General features: G+C 65.6%; 16 protein-coding genes. 12 read left to right on the forward strand and 4 right to left on the reverse strand.

The annotated features are described in order from the left end of the window. Nucleotides 1-15: 15 nt before the first annotated feature. Entirely contained in the window at nucleotides 16-1,821 is a 1,806-nt protein-coding gene (locus tag HACJB3_RS13215; RefSeq protein ID WP_158306595.1) for an asparagine synthase, read from the reverse strand. A gap of 175 nt (nucleotides 1,822-1,996) precedes the next feature. On the opposite strand from HACJB3_RS13215, the gene proS reads away from it, so the two are divergent. The 9 genes from proS to HACJB3_RS13255 all read left to right on the forward strand — a co-directional run bounded on the left by proS (nucleotide 1,997) and on the right by HACJB3_RS13255 (nucleotide 15,595). Beyond that, nucleotides 1,997-3,445, forward strand: a complete 1,449-nt coding sequence (proS, locus tag HACJB3_RS13220) for a proline--tRNA ligase (protein WP_008416104.1) — start codon at nucleotides 1,997-1,999, stop codon at nucleotides 3,443-3,445. Nucleotides 3,446-3,728: 283 nt separating this feature from the next. Continuing rightward, nucleotides 3,729-8,285 carry a glutamate synthase large subunit gene (gltB, locus tag HACJB3_RS13225; protein WP_008416106.1) on the forward strand — a complete coding sequence of 1,519 codons (4,557 nt, stop codon included), beginning with the start codon at nucleotides 3,729-3,731 and terminating at the stop codon, nucleotides 8,283-8,285. A gap of 57 nt (nucleotides 8,286-8,342) precedes the next feature. Next, nucleotides 8,343-8,486, forward strand: a complete 144-nt coding sequence (locus HACJB3_RS20275) for a hypothetical protein (RefSeq protein WP_008416108.1) — start codon at nucleotides 8,343-8,345, stop codon at nucleotides 8,484-8,486. After that, nucleotides 8,476-10,176, forward strand: a complete 1,701-nt coding sequence (locus HACJB3_RS13230) for a sodium/proline symporter (protein WP_008416110.1) — start codon at nucleotides 8,476-8,478, stop codon at nucleotides 10,174-10,176. The genes HACJB3_RS20275 and HACJB3_RS13230 overlap by 11 nt, the downstream gene beginning before the upstream one ends. Then, entirely contained in the window at nucleotides 10,157-10,654 is a 498-nt protein-coding gene (locus HACJB3_RS13235; protein ID WP_008416111.1) for a hypothetical protein, read from the forward strand. Before HACJB3_RS13230 ends, HACJB3_RS13235 begins: the two co-directional genes overlap by 20 nt. A gap of 141 nt (nucleotides 10,655-10,795) precedes the next feature. Beyond that, nucleotides 10,796-11,794, forward strand: a complete 999-nt coding sequence (locus HACJB3_RS13240; protein ID WP_008416113.1) for a DMT family transporter — start codon at nucleotides 10,796-10,798, stop codon at nucleotides 11,792-11,794. Between the two features lie 299 nt (nucleotides 11,795-12,093). Next, nucleotides 12,094-13,080 carry an NAD-dependent epimerase/dehydratase family protein gene (locus HACJB3_RS13245; RefSeq protein WP_008416115.1) on the forward strand — a complete coding sequence of 329 codons (987 nt, stop codon included), beginning with the start codon at nucleotides 12,094-12,096 and terminating at the stop codon, nucleotides 13,078-13,080. A gap of 227 nt (nucleotides 13,081-13,307) precedes the next feature. After that, the gene (locus HACJB3_RS13250; protein WP_013199534.1) at nucleotides 13,308-14,459 is read left to right on the forward strand and encodes an asparaginase; all 1,152 of its coding nucleotides are present in this window, start codon (nucleotides 13,308-13,310) and stop codon (nucleotides 14,457-14,459) included. A gap of 77 nt (nucleotides 14,460-14,536) precedes the next feature. Continuing rightward, a complete protein-coding gene (locus HACJB3_RS13255; RefSeq protein ID WP_008416119.1) occupies nucleotides 14,537-15,595 on the forward strand; it encodes an NAD(P)-dependent glycerol-1-phosphate dehydrogenase in 1,059 nt (352 codons plus the stop codon). Here HACJB3_RS13255 and HACJB3_RS13260 read toward each other — a convergent pair. Further along, on the reverse strand, nucleotides 15,592-16,407 hold the full coding sequence (locus tag HACJB3_RS13260; protein WP_008416121.1) for a YihY/virulence factor BrkB family protein: 816 nt from the start codon (nucleotides 16,405-16,407) through the stop codon (nucleotides 15,592-15,594). The genes HACJB3_RS13255 and HACJB3_RS13260 overlap by 4 nt on opposite strands. An 84-nt stretch (nucleotides 16,408-16,491) precedes the next feature. Here HACJB3_RS13260 and HACJB3_RS13265 point away from each other — a divergent pair, with 84 nt between their 5' ends. Then, nucleotides 16,492-17,052, forward strand: coding sequence for a MaoC family dehydratase (locus tag HACJB3_RS13265; RefSeq protein ID WP_008416122.1), 561 nt, complete (start codon nucleotides 16,492-16,494; stop codon nucleotides 17,050-17,052). On the opposite strand, the gene HACJB3_RS13270 is transcribed toward HACJB3_RS13265, so the two are convergent. Next, entirely contained in the window at nucleotides 17,049-18,884 is a 1,836-nt protein-coding gene (locus HACJB3_RS13270) for a S9 family peptidase (protein ID WP_008416123.1), read from the reverse strand. The two genes, HACJB3_RS13265 and HACJB3_RS13270, sit on opposite strands and share 4 nt — an antisense overlap. A 112-nt stretch (nucleotides 18,885-18,996) precedes the next feature. On the opposite strand from HACJB3_RS13270, the gene HACJB3_RS13275 reads away from it, so the two are divergent. Next, nucleotides 18,997-20,013: a glycosyltransferase family 4 protein gene (locus tag HACJB3_RS13275; RefSeq protein ID WP_008416124.1), complete on the forward strand. Its 1,017-nt coding sequence runs from the start codon at nucleotides 18,997-18,999 to the stop codon at nucleotides 20,011-20,013. Here HACJB3_RS13275 and HACJB3_RS13280 read toward each other — a convergent pair whose 3' ends face one another. Beyond that, complete coding sequence (locus HACJB3_RS13280) at nucleotides 20,014-20,355, reverse strand: DUF7471 family protein (protein ID WP_013199535.1); 342 nt, start codon at nucleotides 20,353-20,355, stop codon at nucleotides 20,014-20,016. It abuts the gene before it with no gap. A 106-nt stretch (nucleotides 20,356-20,461) separates the two neighbouring features. On the opposite strand from HACJB3_RS13280, the gene HACJB3_RS13285 reads away from it, so the two are divergent. Next, nucleotides 20,462-20,983, forward strand: coding sequence for a winged helix-turn-helix transcriptional regulator (locus HACJB3_RS13285; RefSeq protein WP_008416126.1), 522 nt, complete (start codon nucleotides 20,462-20,464; stop codon nucleotides 20,981-20,983). Nucleotides 20,984-21,008 lie beyond the last annotated feature (25 nt).

The following is a 21,008-nucleotide window of genomic DNA, read 5'->3' on the forward strand; positions in this document are numbered from 1 at the left end:
CGGACGGCCGGACGATCAGCGCTCGGCGATCGCCTCGACGGCGGGCATCTCGAGGATCGTAAACAGCGTATAGAGCGCGGCGGTGTGGTCCTCGCCGTCCATATGGGCCTCGTAGCAGGCGTAGGCGGCCTCGCGGTCGAGAAACGGGAGCGCTTCGAGGAGCGCGTCGTTGCGTTCGAGGACCTCCCGACCGAACCCTCGCTCCCGGAGGACGACGCCCCGGTCGCGCCACGGTCCCCGCGAGTAGTACGGCTTGGGCGAGCGTTCGTCCGTGACGTGCTTTCGCCAGAACAGCGAGGCATATCGCTTCGCGTAATCGAGCGGGAACCGACTCGCGGGCCGGACGCCGGTCTCGGAGTGGGGAACTGTTGCGAGGGCGGGCGACAGGGCGCTCAGTGCGGCGTTGACGACGTCGCGCCGGAGGTGATAGCGCACAGGCATCGAGCGCGCGAGGTCGACAAAGCGGTTGTCGAGAAACGGCGTCCATTGAGGGACCATCTGCGTGAGCCCGAAGTAGTGGTAATCGCTGTCGTTCGAAAGCGGGTAGTACGGCCCGAAGAGCGCGAGTTCGTAGAGGGAGGCGTACTCGATCCCGTGAAACGACACCGACCCGTCCGGGCGCTCCTCGAGGTTCGCACGGAGGACCGCCCCGAGTTCCGGCGGGGTCTCAATGAACGGGGGAAGCGATCCGTCGAGCACGTCGAGGTAGTCGTCGACGGACTCGATATCGCGTTCGATCGGCGGCGTGACCGACCCGACCGGACCCAGATCGAGGTCGAAGGCGGGGACCAGCCCGCCCTTGAAAAAGGAGTCGCCGTACAGACCGGTGGCAAGGACGTCACACTCCTCGCGCAGTCGGGCGTCGAACCCATGGAGGTGAGCCTGGTCGAACCGCCCGTTGAAGTTCATGTGCCGGGGGACGTGATCGAGCATCCGCTCTACGTGGTCGTCGAGGCGTTCGAGCAGTCGAAAATCCGCGTCGGCGAGGAAGGCGATCCGTTCGGCGGTACGGGCCTCGCGGCTCATCCAGTCTGCGAGGTGGTAGGCGACGGGAAACTCGCCGGCCGCAAGCAGCAGTCGAGAATCGCTGCCCCCCGAGAGCAGTAGTCCGTACCGCCGGTCGTCGTCGGCCCGTTCGGCGAACACCTGCTGGAGGAGTTCGACGAACCGATCGACGAAGTAGGAAAACGACCGGTCGAGGGGCTCGTACTCGAGGTGCCAGTACCGTTCGGTGTCGAGGTCTCCGGTCGCGAGATCGACCGTCGTGATCGCGCCCGGCGGCAGGGTCGAGACCGCCTCGAAGGGCGTGTCGACGCCCGGAACGCGGTCGAACGCCAGATACGAGTACAGCCCGTGGGTGTCGATCGCGGGATCGACGGCCGGATGGGCGAGGACGGCCTGAATGCTGGTCGAGAAGACGATGCCGTCGTCCGTCTCGGCGTAGTAGACGGGATGGGTACCGAGGCGGTCGGTGACGATCGCCAGCCGATCGTGTTCGCGCTGGTGGACGAACACGCTCGCGGTAGCGTTCATCCCCCGGGCGAAATCGAGGCCGTGTCTGCGATAGAGATGGGCGGCGTACGTCGAGTCCGTATAACAGCCCGCATAGCGGTTCTCGTAGGTGTCCCCCTCGAAGCCGTGGATCTCGCCGAACGTCCAGATCGCGTCGTGGCCGTCGGTCCGAACCGGATCCTCGACCGCCCCGTGAGAGGACTTCGTTACGAGCACCTCGTCGGCGACGGTCGTCTCGACGACCTCGTCTCCGTCCCAACACAGCGTCTCGATCGGGGCCTCCGATCGCCGCTGTCTGCCACCGATCACACCCCACACACCGACCATACGGAGATATAAGAGTGTGGACAGGAATAGTTACCGACACGCTAATCGGGAACGGGGATCGAGTAGTGGTGGCCTATAGGTCGGAGGGGCGTTGCGGAACGCGACCGGCCCCCTCGAATACGTCGGGTTTAAGCGAGTCGTCGGGCACCAACGAAGTATGAGCGACGATCAGGAACTCGGCATCACCGAGTCGAAAGAACACAGCCCCGGCGAGTGGTACGCCGAGGTCGTCCGGAAGGCGAAACTCGCCGATTACGCCCCCATGGGCGGCTTTATCGTCACCCGTCCCCGTGGCTATGCCCTCTGGGAAGCCATTCAGGACCGACTGGACGGCTGGTTCAAGGAGACGGGGGTCCAGAACGCCTACTTCCCGCTTTTCATCCCCGAGAGCTACCTCGAACGCGAAAAGGACGTCGTCGAGGGGTTCGACCCCGAGGTCGCGTGGGTCACCCAGGGCGGCCACGACGAGTTAGAGGAACGCCTCGCCGTGCGCCCGACCAGCGAGTCGATCATCGCACCGTTCCTGAGCCAGTGGGTCCGCAGCCACCGGGACCTCCCTCTCAGAGTCAACCAGTGGTGTTCCGTGGTTCGATGGGAAGCGACGGAAACGAAGCCGTTCTTCCGCACGAAGGAGTTCCTCTGGCAGGAGGGCCACACCGCCCACCGCGACCATGACGACGCCTGGGACGAGACGATGCTTCGATTAGAGCAGTACGAGCAGGTCTATGAGGACGTGCTCGCGATCCCGGTGATGCGTGGGCGCAAACCCGAGCACGACAAGTTCCCCGGTGCCGACACCACCACCACGGTCGAGGCGCTGATGCCCGACGGTAAAAGCGTCCAGGGCGGCACCAGCCATCACCTCGGCCAGTCGTTCGCGGAAGCGTTCGACATCACCTACGTCGACGAGGACGAGGAGGAGACCGTCGCCCACACCACCTCGTGGGGCCTTTCGTGGAGAGCGATCGGCGCGCTGATCATGACTCACTCGGACGATCAGGGGCTCGTCCTCCCGCCCACTGTCGCCCCCGAGCAGGTCGTGATCGTCCCGATCTGGCAGGAGGAGAACCGCGAGGAAGTCTTGGAGTACAGCGAGGGCATCGCCGACGACCTCGAGGAGGCGGGTTTCAGAGTCGAACTCGACGACCGCGACGAGCGAAACCCCGGCTTCAAGTTCAACGAGTGGGAGCTGCTCGGTACCCCGCTTCGACTCGAAATCGGCCCCCACGAGGTCGAAGACGGCGAGGTAACGGCGGTCCATCGCCCCGACAGCGAGAAGTCAGTCGAAGGGCGCGAGGGGATCGTCGAGGCAGTCGAGGGACACCTCGAGACCGTCTACGCGAAGCTGTACGCCGCCGCCGAGGAGAACTTAGCGGAGAACGTTCGCGAGGCCGACAGCCGCGAGGAGATCCTCGGGACGATCGGCCGGTTCGGTGGGTACGTCCGTGCGCCGTGGTGTGGCGAAGAAGCGTGTGAGACCGCCATCAAAGAGGAGATCGCCGCCGAGATCGTGATGGTCCCGATGGAGGACGAGAAACCCGAGGGCGACTGTGCGGTCTGTGGGGAGGAAGCCGAGGAAACGGCTTACTTCGCGAAGTCGTACTGAGAACACTCTCGACGCGCTACTGCTCGGTTTTTCGAGAAGATATTGATAGATTATCGACAAAACTGCCTCCAGCGGTGGACAATCGAAACCCCCATGAGAATCCCGACGAACGTTCGATAGAAAGCCGAGAACCTATCGGAACGTCCCACTCATCGGAGCTCCGCTAAACGGATGTTAATACATCCTGGTTGTTCATGAGTGACATAAGGATCATAATATGGCATTAACAGACCCTTAGTCCTTCAGGAGTACCTTAATAAGGGAGTGATCCCCCTGTGACTGTATGACCAACCACGCTAGCGGGACGACTACCCAGCAGGGGCTCGCGAACCCGACCGACGAGCGATCAAACTGCGGGGTCGGTGTCGTGATGGATCTCGATGGAGGGGCCGATAACGGGGTCGTCGCAGAGGGACTCGAACTGCTCTCGAACCTCGAACATCGGGGGACGACCGGCGCCGAGGAGAACACCGGCGACGGGGCGGGCGTGTTGCTTCAGCGACCCGACGACTTCTTCGAGAGCGTTCTCGACTGTGATCTGCCGGATACCTACGCGGTCGGCTCCCTCTTTCTCCCGCAGGACCAGACGGCACGCGAGGAGCTTCAAGAACTGGTCGAAGGGACGCTCGCCGACAACGATCTGGATGTCTTGGCGTGGCGGGACGTCCCGACCGATAACACCGAGATCGGCCAGACGGCACTCGATTCCGAACCCGATGTCTGGCAGTGTTTTGTAGAACCCCGAGACCTCTCCGAGGAGGAGTTCGACCGCGCGCTCTACGTCGGTCGTCGGGCGCTCGAAAATCGGGTCAAACAGGAGGGAAACGAGGAGTGGAGTCGGTTTTACGTCTGCTCGCTGGACCGAAAGACGGTCGTCTACAAGGGACTGTTGAAGGGTGAGCAGGTTCCGGATTACTACCCCGATCTGACCGACGAGCGGGTAACGTCCACGTTCGTGATGGTCCACGAGCGCTTTTCGACGAACACGCTCGGCGCGTGGCACCTCGCACATCCCTACCGGAACATCATTCACAACGGCGAGATCAACACGATCCAGGGCAACATCAACTGGATGCGCGCCCGCGAGACCGACATCGCACACGAGGAACTCGACACCGAGACGATCAAGCCGATCATCGACGACCTCGAACAGTCCGACACCGCGAGCGTGGACAACGCCCTCGAACTCCTCTTGGAAGGCGGCCGGGACCTCCCCCACGCGCTGCGAATGTTGATTCCCGAGGCGTGGCGTGACGAGGCCAACGACCTCCCCGAGGACCGGAAGGCGTGGTACGACTTTCATGCCAATTTGATCGAGCCGTGGGACGGCCCCGCGCTGGTGGCCGCCACGGACGGCGAGCGGGTCGGTGCGGTGCTCGACAGGAACGGTTTCCGACCGTGTCGCTACGACATTACTACTGATAACACGCTGATCATGGCCAGCGAGGCCGGCGCGGTCGACCGCGATCCCAGCGAGATCGAGGAACGCGGGCGCCTCCAGCCCGGCCAACTGTTCCTCGCCGATCCCGCGGAGGGTCGAGTCATCCCCGATGCCGAGGTCTTCGACGGCCTCGTCGACGAAAAATACGAAGAATGGGTCGACGAGAACCAGGTAAACGTCAACGACCTCGCGGACGATCTGACCAACCAGGGCGCGACCGACGAGCAGCCCCGGCCCGATGATCTGACACTCGCGGAACTCGACGGCGATCTCCGGGGCCTGCAGGCTACCTTCGGGTACACCCACGACGAGTTCGACAACCTGCTCGAACCGATGGCGAAGAAGGGCAAGGACCCGGTCGGGTCGATGGGTGACGACACCCCGCTGTCGGTGCTGTCGGATTTCAACCGTCCGCTGTTTTCGTACTTCAAGCAGCTGTTCGCACAGGTGACCAACCCGCCGCTGGATTACATCCGCGAGGAGCTGGTCACCTCGATGGAGAGCCGGTTGGGCTTCCAGCGCAACCTCCTCGACGAGTCGCCCGAGCACGCCCGCCAACTGGTCGCGGACTCGCCGATCCTCTCGGACCGCCAGACCGCAGAGATCAGAGCCCTCGATCGGGAGGGGCTCTCCTCGAGCGTTGTCGATATCACCTACGACCCCGAGACGGATCTCGAGAGCGCCGTCGAACGAGTGCGTGAGCAGGCCGTCGAGGCGATCGAATCGGGAGCACAGATCCTCGTGCTCTCCGACCGAAACACGGGTCCCGACCGGGTAGCGATCCCGAGCCTGCTGGCGACGGGGGCGGTCCACCACGACCTCGTGCGAAACGGGCTTCGCAATCACACCGGATTGGTCGTCGAGTCGGCCGACCCCCGGACGGTCCACCAGGTCGCGACGCTCGTGGGCTACGGCGCGGGTGCGGTCAACCCTTACCTGGCCTACCGGACCATCGCGGATCTCGTGGCGGGACCGGACGGTGCGAACGAGGAGGCGGCGATCGCGGGATACATCGGCGCGCTCGAGGACGGCCTGCTGAAGGTGATGTCGAAGATGGGGATCTCGACGGTCGAGAGCTACCAGGGCGCCCAGATTTTCGAGGCGGTCGGGCTGGACTCGGAGTTCGTCGCGGAGTATTTCGAGGGGACCGAGGCCCGAACGGAAGGGATCGGCCTCGAGGAGATCGAGGAGGACCTCCGGACTCGCCACACCGTCGGTTTCGGCGAGGACCCCGACATCGAACGGCAGGGCGAGTTCGAGAACCGCTCTGGAGGCATCCACCACCAGTGGAACCCCGAGACGGTGGGCATCCTCCAACAGGCGGTTCGGGCGGGCGATTACGAGCGCTACGGGGAGTTCGCCGAACTCATCAACGATCAGGACGAGGAGCTCCAGACCCTGCGTGGACTGCTGGAGTTCGACTCCGAGGGCAGGGACTCGATCCCCATCGAGGAGGTCGAACCCGTCGAGGAGATCGTCACACGCTTCTCGACGGCGGCGATGAGCCTCGGCTCGCTGAGCCCGGAGGCCCACGAGAACAACTCGATCGCGATGAACCGCATCGGCGGGAAATCGAACACCGGCGAAGGGGGCGAACCGCCCGAACGCTTCGGCACCGAGAAGGCGTGTAACGTAAAACAGGTCGCTTCCGGACGATTCGGCGTCACCAGCGAGTACCTCAGCTCCGCCGAGGAGATCCAGATCAAGATGGCCCAGGGGAGCAAACCCGGCGAGGGCGGCCATCTCCCCGGCGAGAAGGTAAACGAGATGATCGCGCACGTCCGGTACGCCACGCCCGGCGTCGGGTTGATCAGCCCGCCGCCGCTGCACGACATCTACTCGATTGAGGACCTGAAACAGCTGATTCACGACCTGAAGGCCGCAAATCCCGAGGCCGACATCAACGTCAAACTCGTCAGCGAGGCCGGGATCGGCACCATTGCGGCGGGCGTCGCGAAGGCCAACGCTGACGTGGTCCACATCTCGGGTCACTCGGGCGGGACCGGCGCCTCGCCGAGAACCTCGATCAAACACGCGGGCCTCCCGTGGGAACTCGGCCTCGCAGAGGCCAACCAGATGCTTCACGCGACCGGGCTTCGCTCGCGGATCCGCGTCACGGCCGACGGCGGGATGAAAACGGGTAGAGACGTCGCGGTCGCCGCGCTTTTGGGCGCCGAGGAGTACGTCTTCGGGACCGCGTCGCTGGTGACTTCGGGCTGTGTGATGGCCCGCCAGTGTCACAACAACACCTGTCCGGTCGGGGTCGCGACCCAGGCGATGAAGCTGCGCGAGCGCTTCCCCGGCCAGCCCGATCACGTCATCAACTACATGACGTTCATCGCCGAGGAGCTCCGGGAGATCATGGCCGAACTGGGCTTCGAGACCGTCGAGGAAATGATCGGGCAGGTCGAACACCTCAAACAGCGCGAGGACGTCACCCAGCCCAAAGCGAAGAAGCTCGACCTTTCGACCGTTCTCGCCCCGCTTTCGGGCGACGAACACACCAAAACCCGCGAGCAGACCCACGAGATCGACGAACAGCTCGATCACGAGTTGATCGCGGCAGCCGAATCCGCACTCACCGACGAGGAACCGGTCGCGATCGAGACGGAAATCTCGAACGTGGATCGTGCAGTCGGTGCGATGCTCTCGAATCGCGTTTCGAACGAGTACGGCGGCGAGGGGCTGGCCGACGGCACCGTCTCGGTCGGGCTCTCGGGCACTGCGGGCCAGAGCTTCGGAGCCTTCCTCGCGCCGGGGATTTCGATGCATCTGACTGGTACCGCGAACGACTACGTCGGCAAGGGGCTTTCGGGCGGGAAGATTGCGGTCGAGACCCCCGAGAACGCCGGCTACAGCGCCGAGGAGAACATCGCGATCGGCAACGTCGCGCTCTACGGCGCGACCGACGGCGAACTCTACGTCAACGGGCAGGCCGGCGAGCGCTTCGGGGTCCGAAATTCGGGCGTCAAGGCCGTCGTCGAGGGCGTCGGCGATCACGGCTGTGAGTACATGACCGGGGGCGTCGTGGCCGTCCTCGGGGAGACGGGCAAGAACTTCGCCGCCGGCATGAGCGGCGGGGTTGCCTACGTCCTCGACGAGTCCGGCGAGTTCGAGCGACGGGCCAACACCGGCATGGTGACGCTTTCGCGGGAACTGGGCGAGCGCGACGAGCGCATGCTCCGGCGGCTCGTCGAAAACCACGCGACGTACACCGACAGCGAGCGCGCGAGCGAACTCCTCGAGAGCTGGGAGGAGTACGTCGAGTCCTTCGTGAAGGTCATGCCCGACGCCTACCACGAGGTCCTCTCGGAGGGCGCAGAAGACGTCCGGGACACCCCACCCGCCCGCGCCGAGTCGATCGACACGGTCACGACCGGCGGCGTCAGCGCCGACTGATCGCCGTCGATCCCAGTGATCGGAGGGTATAAATCCGCGACCCGGCATGGGTGGTGTATGCCACCACTGAGCGCACTCGACTGGATCGGGCTGGTCGTCCCCTTTGTCGTGTTTTTCCTCATGCTGATCGTTTATTACGTCTGGGAGGGACGGCGCGAACGACGGTTGCGACGGGAGTACGAGGTCGAGAATGTGGAGTGAACTCCCGCTCCAGACGGGCGGGATCGCCGGCGGGGCCGGCGTCTGGGTGCTCGCCACCTTCGGGACCTACCTCCTCGTCCTCATCGGCATCGGGCTGTACGCCTCGCGCCTGACCGACTCGGTGGGCGATTACGTCATCGGCGGCCGGCAGATCGGCCCGGTCGTGACGGGCTTTTCCGAACGCGCCTCCGAGATGAGCGGCTGGCTCACGCTGGGGGTCCCCGGCGACGCCTACAACACAGGGATCATGGCCTTCTACAACGGGCTGGGGATGATCCCCGCCGACCTCTTCGCGTGGGCGGGGATCGCGAAACGACTACGGAAGTACACCGAGATCGTCCGGGCGGTGACGCTGCCGACCTTCTTCGAGACGCGCCTGCAGGACGATTCGGGACTGATCAAGGCCACCTCGGCGGCTGTGTTGTTGATCTTCGAGGGCGGGTACGTCGGCGCACAGATCGTCGCCGCGGGCGTTCTCCTCGAAGTGCTGACCGGTGTCGCCCCCTGGATCGGGATCGTAGTCGGCGGGATCATCGTCGTCGGCTATACGATGCTCGGAGGCTACTTCGCGGTCGCGTGGTCGGATTACTTCCAAGGGGCGATCATCCTCGCGGCCTTCATCGCGCTGCCGGTACTGGCTTTCGGGGCCTACGGTCTCCCCTTCGAGGGGGTCGTCCAGAACGGCGGCGAGGCGATGGTGAGCATCACGGCCGGCGCGACCGGTTGGGCAGCAGTATTTGGAATCATCAGCTACGCCGCGATCGGGCTGGGGATCCCCGGCAACCCCCACGTGATGGTCCGGTTCATGGGCATCGATCGGGTGAAGAACATCCGGCTGGCGGCGGTGGTCGCCCAGCTGTTCATGTTCGTTGCCTACATCGGCGCCGCCTTCGTGGGCCTGTACGCCTTCGCCGTCTTCGGCGGCGGGATCGCCGGCGACGACGTGATGCCCCGGCTCACGCTGGAACTCTTCCCCGGCGTGATCGCGGGGATCGTCCTCGCGGCGGCGCTGGCGGCGATGATGTCGAGCGCCGACTCGCAACTGCTGGTCGCGACCAGCGCCGTCGTCGAGGACGTCTACCACGGCTTTCTCGACCGGGAGGCGACCGAGGCCGATCTCGTGAGATACTCCCGGATCACGACGCTCGCGCTCGGGGCCGCGAGCATCGCGTTTGCCTTCCTCGCCCGGGACACGCCCGTCTACACGCTGGTGCTCGATTACGCCTGGGGTGGACTGGGCGCGGCGATCGGGCCGACGCTGGTCGCGGCGCTGTGGTGGAAAGGCGTCACCGCCGAGGGATCGGTCGCGAGCATGATCGTCGGCGCGACGACGATGATCCTCTGGACCCAGCTCTCGACGGTCCTCGGGGCGCTGGGCGCGATGCCCGCCGAGTCCTCGGCCTTCCTCTACGGGCTGGTCACCGTCTACGGGCTGTTTCCGGCCTTCGTCCTCTCGGTGCTGACGTTGGTCCTCGTCTCGCTGCTCACGAGACCGCCCGAGGGCGTCGACGAGCAGTTCGAGATCTTCGATAAACCTCTCTCGGCGATCACCGCCGAGGGAAGTGCCGGCGCCACGCCGGAGTACGTCACCGACGGCGGGACGCGGGCAAAGGCCGTCACCGAGGCCGACGTCGTCCGCGCGCACGTCCGGGCGTCGGGCTACTGGGACGATGACGGGCGAGACGACTGACCGGCTCGTCGGCGAGCGCCGCGAGCGTGCCGACCTCTCCGTGATCCCGCCGGCGATCGCCCGCGAGGAGGTCGACTCCGGCGGTGCCGTCGGCGCGGTCGCGTATCCCTACCGGATCTACGAGATGTCGGTCACGGTCCCGCGGCGCTTTTTCGGGGGTCGAACCGAGGCATACGTCGTGGGGGTCGACCGCACTCGGCGGCTCGCGGTCCGGGCCGACACCGTCCCCGACCCCGAAACTCGACCCGTCGAGGACGTCCTGGTCGTCCCCGCGGAGCTCTCGCCTTCGGCAGCGGACGAAAAGGCCCGCGAGGCGGTGTTCGGCTGGTGTCTGCGTCGGTTCTCGATGGGCAACGCCCCGGAGATCAGTATCGAAAGCGTCGTCGAGGCCGACAAACTGTTCTGGCTGGCCGAGCGCCCCGACGGCGACGCCATCGTCGACAGCGTTCGGGGATCCGAACAGCCACTCGTCGAGTGACGGAATTCGGATGAAAAATTACTATACAAATCCTGACTGGATACCTCCATGAGAGCGCGTCATATGGTATCATTTCTTCGGCAAGCTTCATGTCTACGAGCGATCTACGGCGGATATAGAGGAGATTTCAACCGATACCAAATGCAGCTCGAAAACATCTACAAATTCAGAAACGTTGGGTTGTTCGCGGTGGTCGCACTCGTCTGGGGTGCGTCGTTTCCCGCGATCAACATCGGTCTCGAGTCGCTTCCGCCCGTCCTGTTTGCGGCGTTTCGCTACGACATCGCGGCGCTGGTGCTGTTCGGGTACGTCGCGTACACGGGGACCGCCTGGCGGCCGACCACATACGACGACTGGCTGTTGATCGCTGTCGGTGGCGTGTTGCTCATCGGTGCGCACTTCGCGTTGCTGTTTACGGGCCAACAGTACGTCACCGGGGGCGTGGCCTCGATCGTTCTGAGCCTGACGCCCGTGATGATGCCCGTGTTCGCGCTGGCACTCCTGCCGAACCAGCGACTCGGCCTCACGGGAGTCCTCGGGTTGGCGCTCGGCCTGCTCGGTGTGGGCATCATCGCTCAACCGAGCCCCGAGGCGCTTGCCGGCGGCCAGCTCTACGGGGTCGGCTTGCTCGTGTTGAGCGCGACGAGCTTCGCGCTCGGGGCGGTGCTCACGGTTCGGATACGGACGACCCTGCCGATGCTCTCGCTGCAGGCGTGGATGATGGGCGTCGGAGCGCTGTCACTGCATCTCACGAGCGCGCTTCACCCCGCCGAGTCGTTCGGGGCTGCCGAGTGGACCGTCGCGGGGGTCGGGGCGGTGCTCTTCCTCGCGGTCTTCGCGAGCGCGATCGGCTATCTGGCCTACTTCGACCTACAAGAACAGGTCGGTCCGATCGAGACCAGCCTCGTCAGCTACGCGACGCCCGTGGTGGCGACCGCAAGTGGCTGGGCGCTCCTGGGCGAGCCCGTGACCGACGCGACGGTGCTCGGATTCGCCGTGATCGCCTTTGGCTTCTGGCTCTGTAAGTGGTCGACGTTCACCTGGAAAGTCACCGGACTGGCCGGTCGGATACGCCACCGCCGGGCGTCTCGCTCTCCCGATCTGGTGGTCGTCGGTACCAGCGTCTACTACCGCGACTGACGGCGCGCTCGGCGCTTTTGCGCTCCGCCTACCGACGTGCCCTGAAGCAGCGCCGCGTCCCCGTAGCGAACGGGATGTCACCGCAGAACAGTACGCTGGCACCGAGGAGACCAGCCAGGGCCCGACCGGGATATCGGGGGTGTCCGTGATCGATTCGGAGGGGACGGTTCGCTACAAGCAGGTGGCCGAGGACCCACTAATAGTGTTTAGGGCGCCAGGAACCGGTATTTCGTCCGCAACGACTTCGCGGACCCCTTCCGAATCGTCGGGTCTATGCGAGCGGTGGCCCACCTCCACCCATGGACACGGCACTTGTTATTGGCGGCACCCGTTTTATCGGCCGCCACACCGTTACGGAACTGCTCGATCACGACTACGAGGTCACGATCTTCAACCGCGGGAACCACGAGAACCCCTTCGCCGAGGAGGAGCGAGTCAATCACGTCGCGGGCGACCGGAACGACCAAACCGCCTTGGAGGCCGCTGCGGTCTCGATCGCCCCCGATCTCGTGATCGACTGTGTGGCCTACCGACCCGAGCAGGTCCGGCGAGCGACCGAGGCGTTCGCCGACGCGCGCTACGTCTACGTTTCGAGTGGCTCCTCGTACGGCGCGGAACACGTCCCGAAACGCGAGGGCGAGACGCCACTCGAACCCTGTAGCGCCGAGCAGGCGAGCGACGACTCGCCCGAAACCTACGGCGCGCGCAAGGCCGAGGGGGACCGAGCGGTGATGGAGGCCGCAGATCGCGGTATCGACGCGATGGCGCTTCGGCCCTGCATCGTCTACGGCCCCCACGACTACACCGAGCGCCTCGACTACTGGATCGACCGGGTACTGACTCACGACCGAGTAGTCGTCCCCGGCGATGGCCAGCACCTCTGGCATCGCGTCTACGTCGAGGACGTCGCGAGCGCGCTGCGGGTCGTCGGCGAATCGGGGGTACCGGGGGAAGCCTACAACGTCGGGGACCGCCGACTGCTCACCCTGCGCGAAACGCTCGAAACGATCGCCGAGGTCGCGGGGACCGCCGTCGACGTCGTCACCGCGGGCGAGCGGGAACTCGCGGCGGGCGGGCTTTCATCCGAGGAGTTTCCGCTCTATCGGGAGTACCCACACGTCATGTCGACGGCGACGCTCACCGACTTGGGCTGGGACTCGACTCCCGTGAAGGAAGCGATGGCACGCACCGTCTCGGAACACGAAGAAAGCGACCGCGACGGAGCGGAACACGACCCCGGTCGTGACGCCGAAGAGCGGGTGCTCGGCGTGCTCGATACGTTCTGAACGGTCGGTCTGTTTCCGCCGGTCCGAGCCGACCGCTGTGAACGACGACCGAAACGCTCGGGTCCATATCAATCAAGAATAGTATTACTATTACTGTGATAATAGTATACGATAGGATATACCCACTTAGTACGTGTGATTTATGAGGGGATACTGTGCGTCTCTAGCCGTCAATGGTAGACACACGCGATGTAAGTAGAGGGAAGGGCGATGAATACGGCAGTTTTATGCCGAATAGGAGATCGTTTCTTAAGCTCACGGGGGCGGTCGGTGGGACGGCCCTCGCCGGGGGCACGGCGGCGGCACAGTCCACCGAGGAGTTCCTCGCGGACGTAGAGTTACCCGCGGAGGACGAAAAGCCACTCGTCCGGTTGGTGAGTACCGGCGGGACGATCGCGAGCACCGAGGCGGCCTCCGAGGGGGCGGGCTACAGCCTCTCCGAGGAAGCCGAAGCGATCGTCGATGCGGTGCCGCTGTTGGACTACTTCGTCGATATCGAGATCGATCGCGTCGCCCAGAAAGGGAGTTCGAGCCTGTTGGTCGAGGACTACGTCGGTGTCGCAAAAGCCGCAAAGCGCGCGGAAGCCGACGGGGCCGACGGCGTCATCGTCACCCACGGCACGGACGCGATCGAGGAGGACGCGTACTTCAACGATCTGGTGTTGGATCTGGACATCCCGGTCGCGTTCGTCGGGGCGATGCGGGCGGCTGACGCCGTCAGCGCCGACGGCCCGTCGAACCTCCTGACGGCCGTCCGCATGATCACGCGCAACGAGTTCCACCTCAGCGAGGAGCCAAGTGGGGTCTACGTCGTGTTGAACGAGACGGTTCATGCCGCCCGCGACGTGACGAAGACCAACACGACGAAAGTCGAGACGTTCGACTCCGGGCCGGCGGGGCCGATCGCCGTCTTCACCGACGACGAATTGCTCCTCTATCGCGAGCCGGGAAGCTACTCGTCGGATCTCTCGGGCTGTGATCTCGATACCGCCGCCGGGATGGTCGTCCCGATCGTCACGACGGGGGCGGGAGCCGACGCCTACCCGATCGAGCAGGCGATCAGCGGTGCGTACGACGTGGACGGGATCACCGTCCAGAGCACGGGTCGTGGCGGGTCGGCTCCCGAGATCAGCGAGGCGAGCCAGGCCGCCGTCGACGCGGGGATCCCGGTGGTTCGGGCGTCCCGCGTTCACTACGGCCCGCTCGGGCCGAGCGACGAGGCCGGATCGGTCGTGATAACGGAGGACCTGCCGGCATGGAAGGCACGGCTGCACCTGATCGTTGCGCTCACCGTGACGACCGATCTCGAAGGGATCCGCGAGACGGTCGAGGAGGGCAAGTACGGAACGCCGGTCGTCGCCCCGTCGACGCTTCACTGATCGCGGTACAGCCGAACGAACGGGACGCCGGCTCCACCAAGAGCAAACGGTTTGGCCGGCGGGCGTCTCCCACCGGTATGTTCGAGAAATCCAGCTGGATCCGCCTCCCGCGGAACGTCCTGATCGGCCACGGCGTGCTCGACCGGGCCGTCGAGGCCATCGACGAACTCCACCTGACCGGCCGCCCACTGATCGTCACCAGCCCGACCCCCAGGAAGATCGCCGGCGAGCGCGTGATCGAGCAGTTCGGGGGCCGAGGCGTCGAACCGGCGGTCATCACGGTCGAGGAGGCGAGTTTCGCGGCCGTTCAGGAAGTGATCGAGGCCGCAAGAAGCGAGGCGGCGGGCTACCTCATCGGGATCGGCGGCGGGAAGGCCATCGACATCGCGAAGATGGCCAGCGACGAGCTCTCGACGGGGTTCGTTTCCATACCTACTGCAGCGAGCCACGACGGGATCGTCTCCGGTCGGGGGTCGGTCCCGGAGGGCGACACCCGTCACTCGGTCGCGGCCGACCCGCCCGTCGCAGTGGTGGCCGATACGACCGTGCTCGCGAACGCGCCCTGGGAACTGACGACGGCGGGCTGTGCGGACATCATCTCGAACTACACCGCCGTCAAGGACTGGCGCCTCGCAAATCGCCTGCAGAACGTCGAGTACTCCGAGTACTCGGCAGCACTGTCGGAGATGACCGCCGAGATGCTCGTGGGCAATGCCGATTCGATCAAGCGGGGACTGGAGGAATCGTCGTGGATCGTCACGAAGGCGCTTGTCTCCTCGGGCGTCGCGATGAGCATTGCGGGTTCCTCGCGACCGGCCTCGGGCGCCGAACACCTCTTCAGTCACCAACTCGACCGGATCGCGCCGGGACGGGCCCTCCACGGCCACCAGGTCGGCGTCGGCTCGATCATGATCGAGTACCTTCATAGTGGTGAGAACGGCCGCTGGAGTGCGATCCGGGACGCCCTTTCGAGCATCGAGGCACCGACGACCGCGGCCGAACTCGGGCTCGACGACGAGGAGGTACTCGAAGCACTGACGAGCGCCCACGAGATCCGTGACCGCTATACGATCCTCGGCAACGGCATGAACGAGCGGGCGGCCCGCGAGGCCGCGACCGTCACCGGCGTGATCTAGCTCCCTTCGGTCGGCAGCCAGCCCTCGTCGGCGTCGACCCTGCCGGCCAGAACGGCGTTGAAGATCGCGCCAAAGAGCAGGATCAGCCCGCCGAGATAGAGCCAGGTGAGCACCAGCAAGACCGCGCCGGCGATCCCGTAGAGCGCGACGCTGTCGGCGGTCGCGGCGTAGACCCTGAAAAAGAGCGCCGAGAGCGTCCAGGCGACCGCCGAGAACGCCGCACCGGGCATCGCTTCGCCGAGCGTGACCGACTGGCCCGGAAAGCGGTAGTACATCGGGAGGAAGGCGAGGAAGAAGGCACCGAGCAGGAGAGGAACGCTGAGGACGGAGACGGCGACGCTGTCGACGCGGAGGACGAGCGCGACGCCGACGGCCCCGATCAGGGAGACGGCGATCAGGACCGTCGCGAAGATCAACAGCGTGTCCGTGCCCTTGCGAAGCCCCGATCGGCGCTTTCGCGTGCCGTAGATCTCGCTGAAGGCCATGTTCACCGCCTGGAACATCGTCACGGTGCTGTAGGCGAAGATGCCGGCCGCGATCAGCCCCGCGCGGGTCCGGGCCCCGCCGTTTCCGGTGACTTCCGCGATCACCGGCTCGATCTCGGTGGCGCGGAGCCCCGACACCGACTCGATCGCGCTGGCGGTCGTCTCGGGGTCGTAGACGATCGAGATCGCGATCGTGACGAGCAACAAAAGCGGGACGAGCGAGTTGAAGGCGTAGTAGCCGAGTCCGGCGGCCGTCACGGTGACGTGTTGTTCCCGACCGACCGCGACCGACGCCTTGAGCGCGCGGGTCCACTCGCGAGAGTACATTCCATCCGATCCACAGCGAGGCGACGGGAAACCCCTTCGAATCGCGGCGGTGGGGCTTATGACACTGGCCACGCAGCAGGCAGTATGGCGGACGATCACGATCACGATCGCAGGCTGGTGTCGGGCTGGGAAGGGCGCTATTTCGAGGACTTCGCGGTGGGCGACGTTTATAAACACCCCTACGGGCGCACCGTCACGGAGACCGACAACGTCTGGTTTACCAACGTGACGATGAACCTCAACCCGATGCACTTCAACGAGGCCTACGCCGCCGAGACCGAGTTCGGCGAGCGCCTCGTCGACGGCACGTTCGTCATCGCCCTTGCAGTGGGAATGAGCGTCATCGACATCTCGATGAACGCGACCGCGAACCTCGGCTACGACACGATCCGCCATCACGCGCCGGTCTTCCACGGCGATACGATCTTCGCCGAAAGCGAGGTCACAGAAAAGCGTGAGAGCGATTCGAGAGATCACGTCGGGATCGTCACGACCGAACTCCGGGCGTACAACGAGGACGACGAGTTGGTGCTCTCCCTAGAGCGCACGCCGATGGTGCTCAAACGCGAGTACGCAGACCCCTCCGCGGCACAGCCGACGGGGTGGCCCGAGGGGGTGGGCACCCAGCCTGCGGAGTTCGATTAGACGTGCTCCTCGAGGAACGCCGCGATCTTCGTGTAGGCCTCGATGCGGTTTTCGAGCTTCGTGAAGCCGTGGCCCTCGTCGTCGAAGATCAGCGTCTCGACGGGGACGTGTTCGGCCGCCGTCTCGGCGATCTGTTCGGCCTCGCCCACCGGTACCCGCGGGTCGTTCTCGCCATGCAAAACGAACAGCGGGGCCGCTATCGAGTCGATGTTGTTGATCGGCGAGACCGATTCGAGGAAGTCGCGGTCGCGTTCAAGGGATCCGTACTCGGCTTCCCGAAGCTCGCGGCGCCAGTCGCCGGTGTTTTCGAGGAACGTCACGAAGTTCGCGATACCGACGATGTCGATCCCCGCGGCCCATAGCTCGGGGTACTCGGTCAGGCTCGCGAGCACCATGAACCCACCATACGAGCCGCCGAGCGCGACGATCCTGTCGGGATCGATCGCTGGCTGCTCGTGCAGCCACTCGACGCCGGCCTTGATGTCGGCGACGCTGTCCATGCGCTTTTCGACGTCGTCGAGGTGGGTGTACTCGCGACCATACCCTGAAGAACCGCGGACGTTGGGCTCGAAGTAGGCGTAACCCCGATCGAGGAAGTACTGTTTGACCGGGCTAAAGGAGGGCCGGCGCTGGCCCTCGGGCCCGCCGTGGATGTCGACGATGGCGGGCGTTCCGCCCGCGGGCGCGTCGGCGGGCAACGAGAAAAAGGCGGGGATCTCGCGGCCAGCGCGGGACTCCGTCCCGCAGGCGGACGGGCGTTGCCCGTCAGCGCTGGAGCTCTCGAAGCGCACGAGTTCCGAGCCTGAAAAGCGCTCGGGGGGAATTCCACCCGTCGCGGCGTCCGTCCAGCGCTCGGTCTCGCCGGTTTCGCACTCGACGACGTAGACGTTCGTGGTGTGGGTGTCGCCGGTCGCGCTGACCGCAAACCGCTCGCCCTCGGGGCCGAAGCTTACTCCGCCGGCGATGCCCTTGGGTAGATCGGGGGTGGGAAGCTCCTCGATCCCGCTTCCAGAGAGCGCGCCGACGGTCAGCTCGGTGTAGCCGTCGACGTTGCGCGAGTAGACCACTCTCTCGCTTTCCTCGTCGAGGGCGACCCCGTCGACGTTCCACTCTCCTCCGCGCTCGATGACCGAGAGATCGCCCGTTTCGGCGTCCAGCCGCGCGAGATAGAGCGTATCGGCGCCTTCGTCGGTGACGAGGTAGATCCCGCCATCGGGACCCCAGCTGGGACTCTGAAACCGGACCCGCCCCTCGTGGGGCGTTAGATGGGTCAGTTCGCCCGAGTCGATATCGAGGACGGAGACATCCTGATCGAAACTGGAGTGCGATTCGGTGACGATCAGGCGCTCGTCGTCAGGGCTCCACCCGCCGATGGTGAGCCAGCCGTCGCCCTCGTGGATCAGTTCCGCCTCCTCACCGCGCTCGTCGCGACCCTGCGTGTAGATATCGAAGACCGCCCCGTCGCGGCGATTCGAGGCGAAAGCGAAGCGCTCGCCGTCGTGTGACCAGCCGCCGAAGCGATGCTTGGCCTCGGGATGGGCGGTCAGCGGGTCGACCGTGCCGTCCGGGCACAACAAGAAGAGCTGCTGGCGCTCGTTGCCGCCCTCGTCCATCCCGAAGAGCACTTCGGTGCGATCGGGCGAGAAGGAGGCGAAGGTGACGCGCTCGTCGTAGAACGTGTGTTGGGCGGGCCACTCGGTCGGAGCGCCGAGCGACCAGACCTGCGGGACGCCCGTCGTGTCCATCAGAAACGAGAGACGATCGCCCTCGGGGCCGAAGGAGGCGCCGTAGGCGTTGCGGACGTTGAGGTAGCGTTCGAACGGGTATGCCATGTGGCGGGCTGTCGCCGTGCTCGTATAGGAGTTCGGGTCGAGGAACCCCGAGGACGGCGCCGCTCTCGGCGCTGGCGGACAGGTTTTTATCGTCCGAATTCGTGTCCGACGTATGAAAACCGCGTTCGTCCACGCCACGCCCGAGGCCGAGACGGCGCTGGCCCGGCGAACGCGATACCTGGCGGGGCTGTTGGCCGAGTGCGGCCACGACGTGTGCGTGCTCTGTGTCCGGTGGTGGGACCGAAAAGACGGCGAGTACGACGAGTACGAACGCGAGGGTGTCCCCTACCTGTCGGCGAGCGACTCGACGCGCTGGTTCGTCCCTCGACTCCCCGGCGCGCTCGGTCGCGTCGATCCGGCGGTCGTCCACGCCGCCGGTTCGGTGCCGCGAGCCGTCCTCGCCGCCCGACTGGTGAACGCGCCGCTCGTCGTCGAGTGGTGCGGGGAGACGTCGCCGCGCCTGCTCGAGCGGGCGCTCTCGGTGGCCGACCGGGTCTGCGTCCCCTCAGAGCACGTCCGAACGGGGGTCCGCGAGCGCGGGGCGGACGCGACGGTCGTCCCGGAGGGGCTCCCGATCGAGGCGATCCGGGCGACCTCGCCGTCGGGATCGGCGGCGCTGGTGTGGTCGGGCCGACTCGACGAACACGCCGGTCTCGAAGGGTTGTTGCTCGCGATCGCCGAGTTCCGACACCGCGAGTGGCGCACGCTCGTGATCGGGACGGGCCCCGACCGGGAGCGCTACGAGCGACTGGCGCGGGACCTCCGGATCGATAACCGGGTGGATTTCGTTGGATCGGTGCCCGTCGCGGAGCGCATCGCCCGGTTCAAGGGCGCTCATGCGGCTGTCCACACGGCAGACCGGTGTCCGTTCGCGCGCGACCTCGCGCTCGCGATGGCCTGTGGCTGTGTCGGGATCGTCCGGTACCGACGCGACTCGGCGGCCCACGAACTGATCACGGGGGTCGAGCGGGGGATCCCCGCGACCGACGACGGCGACCTCGTCGCGGCGATCGAGGCCGCCGCCGAGTTCCCCCACGAGCGCTATCATCCGGGCTTCGAGCGGTTCTCGGACGCGGCGGTGGTCGAGCGGTATCGCGAGGTCTATCGTGACCTCGGGGTTGGTGGGTGATCAGTCGTCGGCCGAACCAGGTGTCGAGGGGCCGCTCAAGTATGCAGCGGCGAGGATCGCCACGGCGATCAGAAAGTCGAGGCCGTGGCTGAGGAGGTGATGGAGGGTCATCGGGACGTAGCTGAAGACGGTGCCCAGTCCGATGGCGGTGCGAAAGACGAGTGCTCCGAGGGCGATCAACACCAGCAGATACCGTGGGGAACGTCGGCGAGCGAAGACGGCCAAGCCGATCAGGAACAGCACCAGCGTTCCCAGCGCCGCGAGCAGGATGACCGCGAGCAGTAGGGGGGTGTGTTCCGCGGCCGGCCACCCCGACTGAGCAACGGCGCCGAGCGCGTTCATGGAGTCGAAGCGAAGTTCGCGTTCGGCGGACAAGTCCGTTGTGCTTACAGACGGTAAGAAGGCCATATACTTCCCCCTGGACCGCCTTGGGCCAACCAGTCCCTGCATGAGTCCGACGAACGAGACACGGCGGCGCGTCCGTGAACACGTCCATACTCAGCCAGGAATTCATTTCAACGCCCTGGTTCGGGACTCGGAGTTCGCCCCCGGCCAGATCCAGTACCACATCCGGCGACTGTTGCAGGCGGAGGAAGTGACGGCCGAACGTCTCTACGGGCGAACCCACTACTACCCGCCCATCCACGACGTCTGGGAACGGCGAACCCTCGCGCTCGCCCGGCGCGAAACCGCCCGCGAGGTGCTCGCCCATCTCCTCGAATGCGAGGGCGCGAAGCCGGCAACGGTCGCAGACTCCCTCGGGATCGCTCGAAGCACCCTCGAATGGCACCTCGACCGACTCTGCGAACAGGGGATCGTCGAGAAGAAGCGCGACGAGCGCAATCGGGTGACGCTTTTGATCTCTCACCCCGACCGCACTGCCCGGCTGCTCGCGGAAACCACCGACTCGCTGCCGGATCGCTTCGCCGACCGGTTCATGCGGCTGGTCGACGAACTCTTCGAGGAGTAGGGTTTCGACGCTCGAACCACAACCG

It is taken from the genome of Halalkalicoccus jeotgali B3 (genome assembly GCF_000196895.1).
GTDB lineage: Archaea > Halobacteriota > Halobacteria > Halobacteriales > Halalkalicoccaceae > Halalkalicoccus > Halalkalicoccus jeotgali.

Bases quoted from the DNA above. Each gene is read 5' to 3' on its own strand.
- proS (WP_008416104.1), top strand. From the start codon at position 1,997: ATGAGCGACGATCAGGAACTCGGCATCACCGAGTCGAAAGAACACAGC.
- gltB (WP_008416106.1), top strand. From the start codon at position 3,729: ATGACCAACCACGCTAGCGGGACGACTACCCAGCAGGGGCTCGCGAAC.
- HACJB3_RS20275 (WP_008416108.1), top strand. From the start codon at position 8,343: ATGCCACCACTGAGCGCACTCGACTGGATCGGGCTGGTCGTCCCCTTT.
- HACJB3_RS13230 (WP_008416110.1), top strand. From the start codon at position 8,476: ATGTGGAGTGAACTCCCGCTCCAGACGGGCGGGATCGCCGGCGGGGCC.
- HACJB3_RS13235 (WP_008416111.1), top strand. From the start codon at position 10,157: ATGACGGGCGAGACGACTGACCGGCTCGTCGGCGAGCGCCGCGAGCGT.
- HACJB3_RS13240 (WP_008416113.1), top strand. From the start codon at position 10,796: ATGCAGCTCGAAAACATCTACAAATTCAGAAACGTTGGGTTGTTCGCG.
- HACJB3_RS13245 (WP_008416115.1), top strand. From the start codon at position 12,094: ATGGACACGGCACTTGTTATTGGCGGCACCCGTTTTATCGGCCGCCAC.
- HACJB3_RS13250 (WP_013199534.1), top strand. From the start codon at position 13,308: ATGCCGAATAGGAGATCGTTTCTTAAGCTCACGGGGGCGGTCGGTGGG.
- HACJB3_RS13255 (WP_008416119.1), top strand. From the start codon at position 14,537: ATGTTCGAGAAATCCAGCTGGATCCGCCTCCCGCGGAACGTCCTGATC.
- HACJB3_RS13260 (WP_008416121.1), bottom strand. From the start codon at position 16,407: ATGTACTCTCGCGAGTGGACCCGCGCGCTCAAGGCGTCGGTCGCGGTC.
- HACJB3_RS13265 (WP_008416122.1), top strand. From the start codon at position 16,492: ATGGCGGACGATCACGATCACGATCGCAGGCTGGTGTCGGGCTGGGAA.
- HACJB3_RS13270 (WP_008416123.1), bottom strand. From the start codon at position 18,884: ATGGCATACCCGTTCGAACGCTACCTCAACGTCCGCAACGCCTACGGC.
- HACJB3_RS13275 (WP_008416124.1), top strand. From the start codon at position 18,997: ATGAAAACCGCGTTCGTCCACGCCACGCCCGAGGCCGAGACGGCGCTG.
- HACJB3_RS13280 (WP_013199535.1), bottom strand. From the start codon at position 20,355: ATGAACGCGCTCGGCGCCGTTGCTCAGTCGGGGTGGCCGGCCGCGGAA.
- HACJB3_RS13285 (WP_008416126.1), top strand. From the start codon at position 20,462: ATGAGTCCGACGAACGAGACACGGCGGCGCGTCCGTGAACACGTCCAT.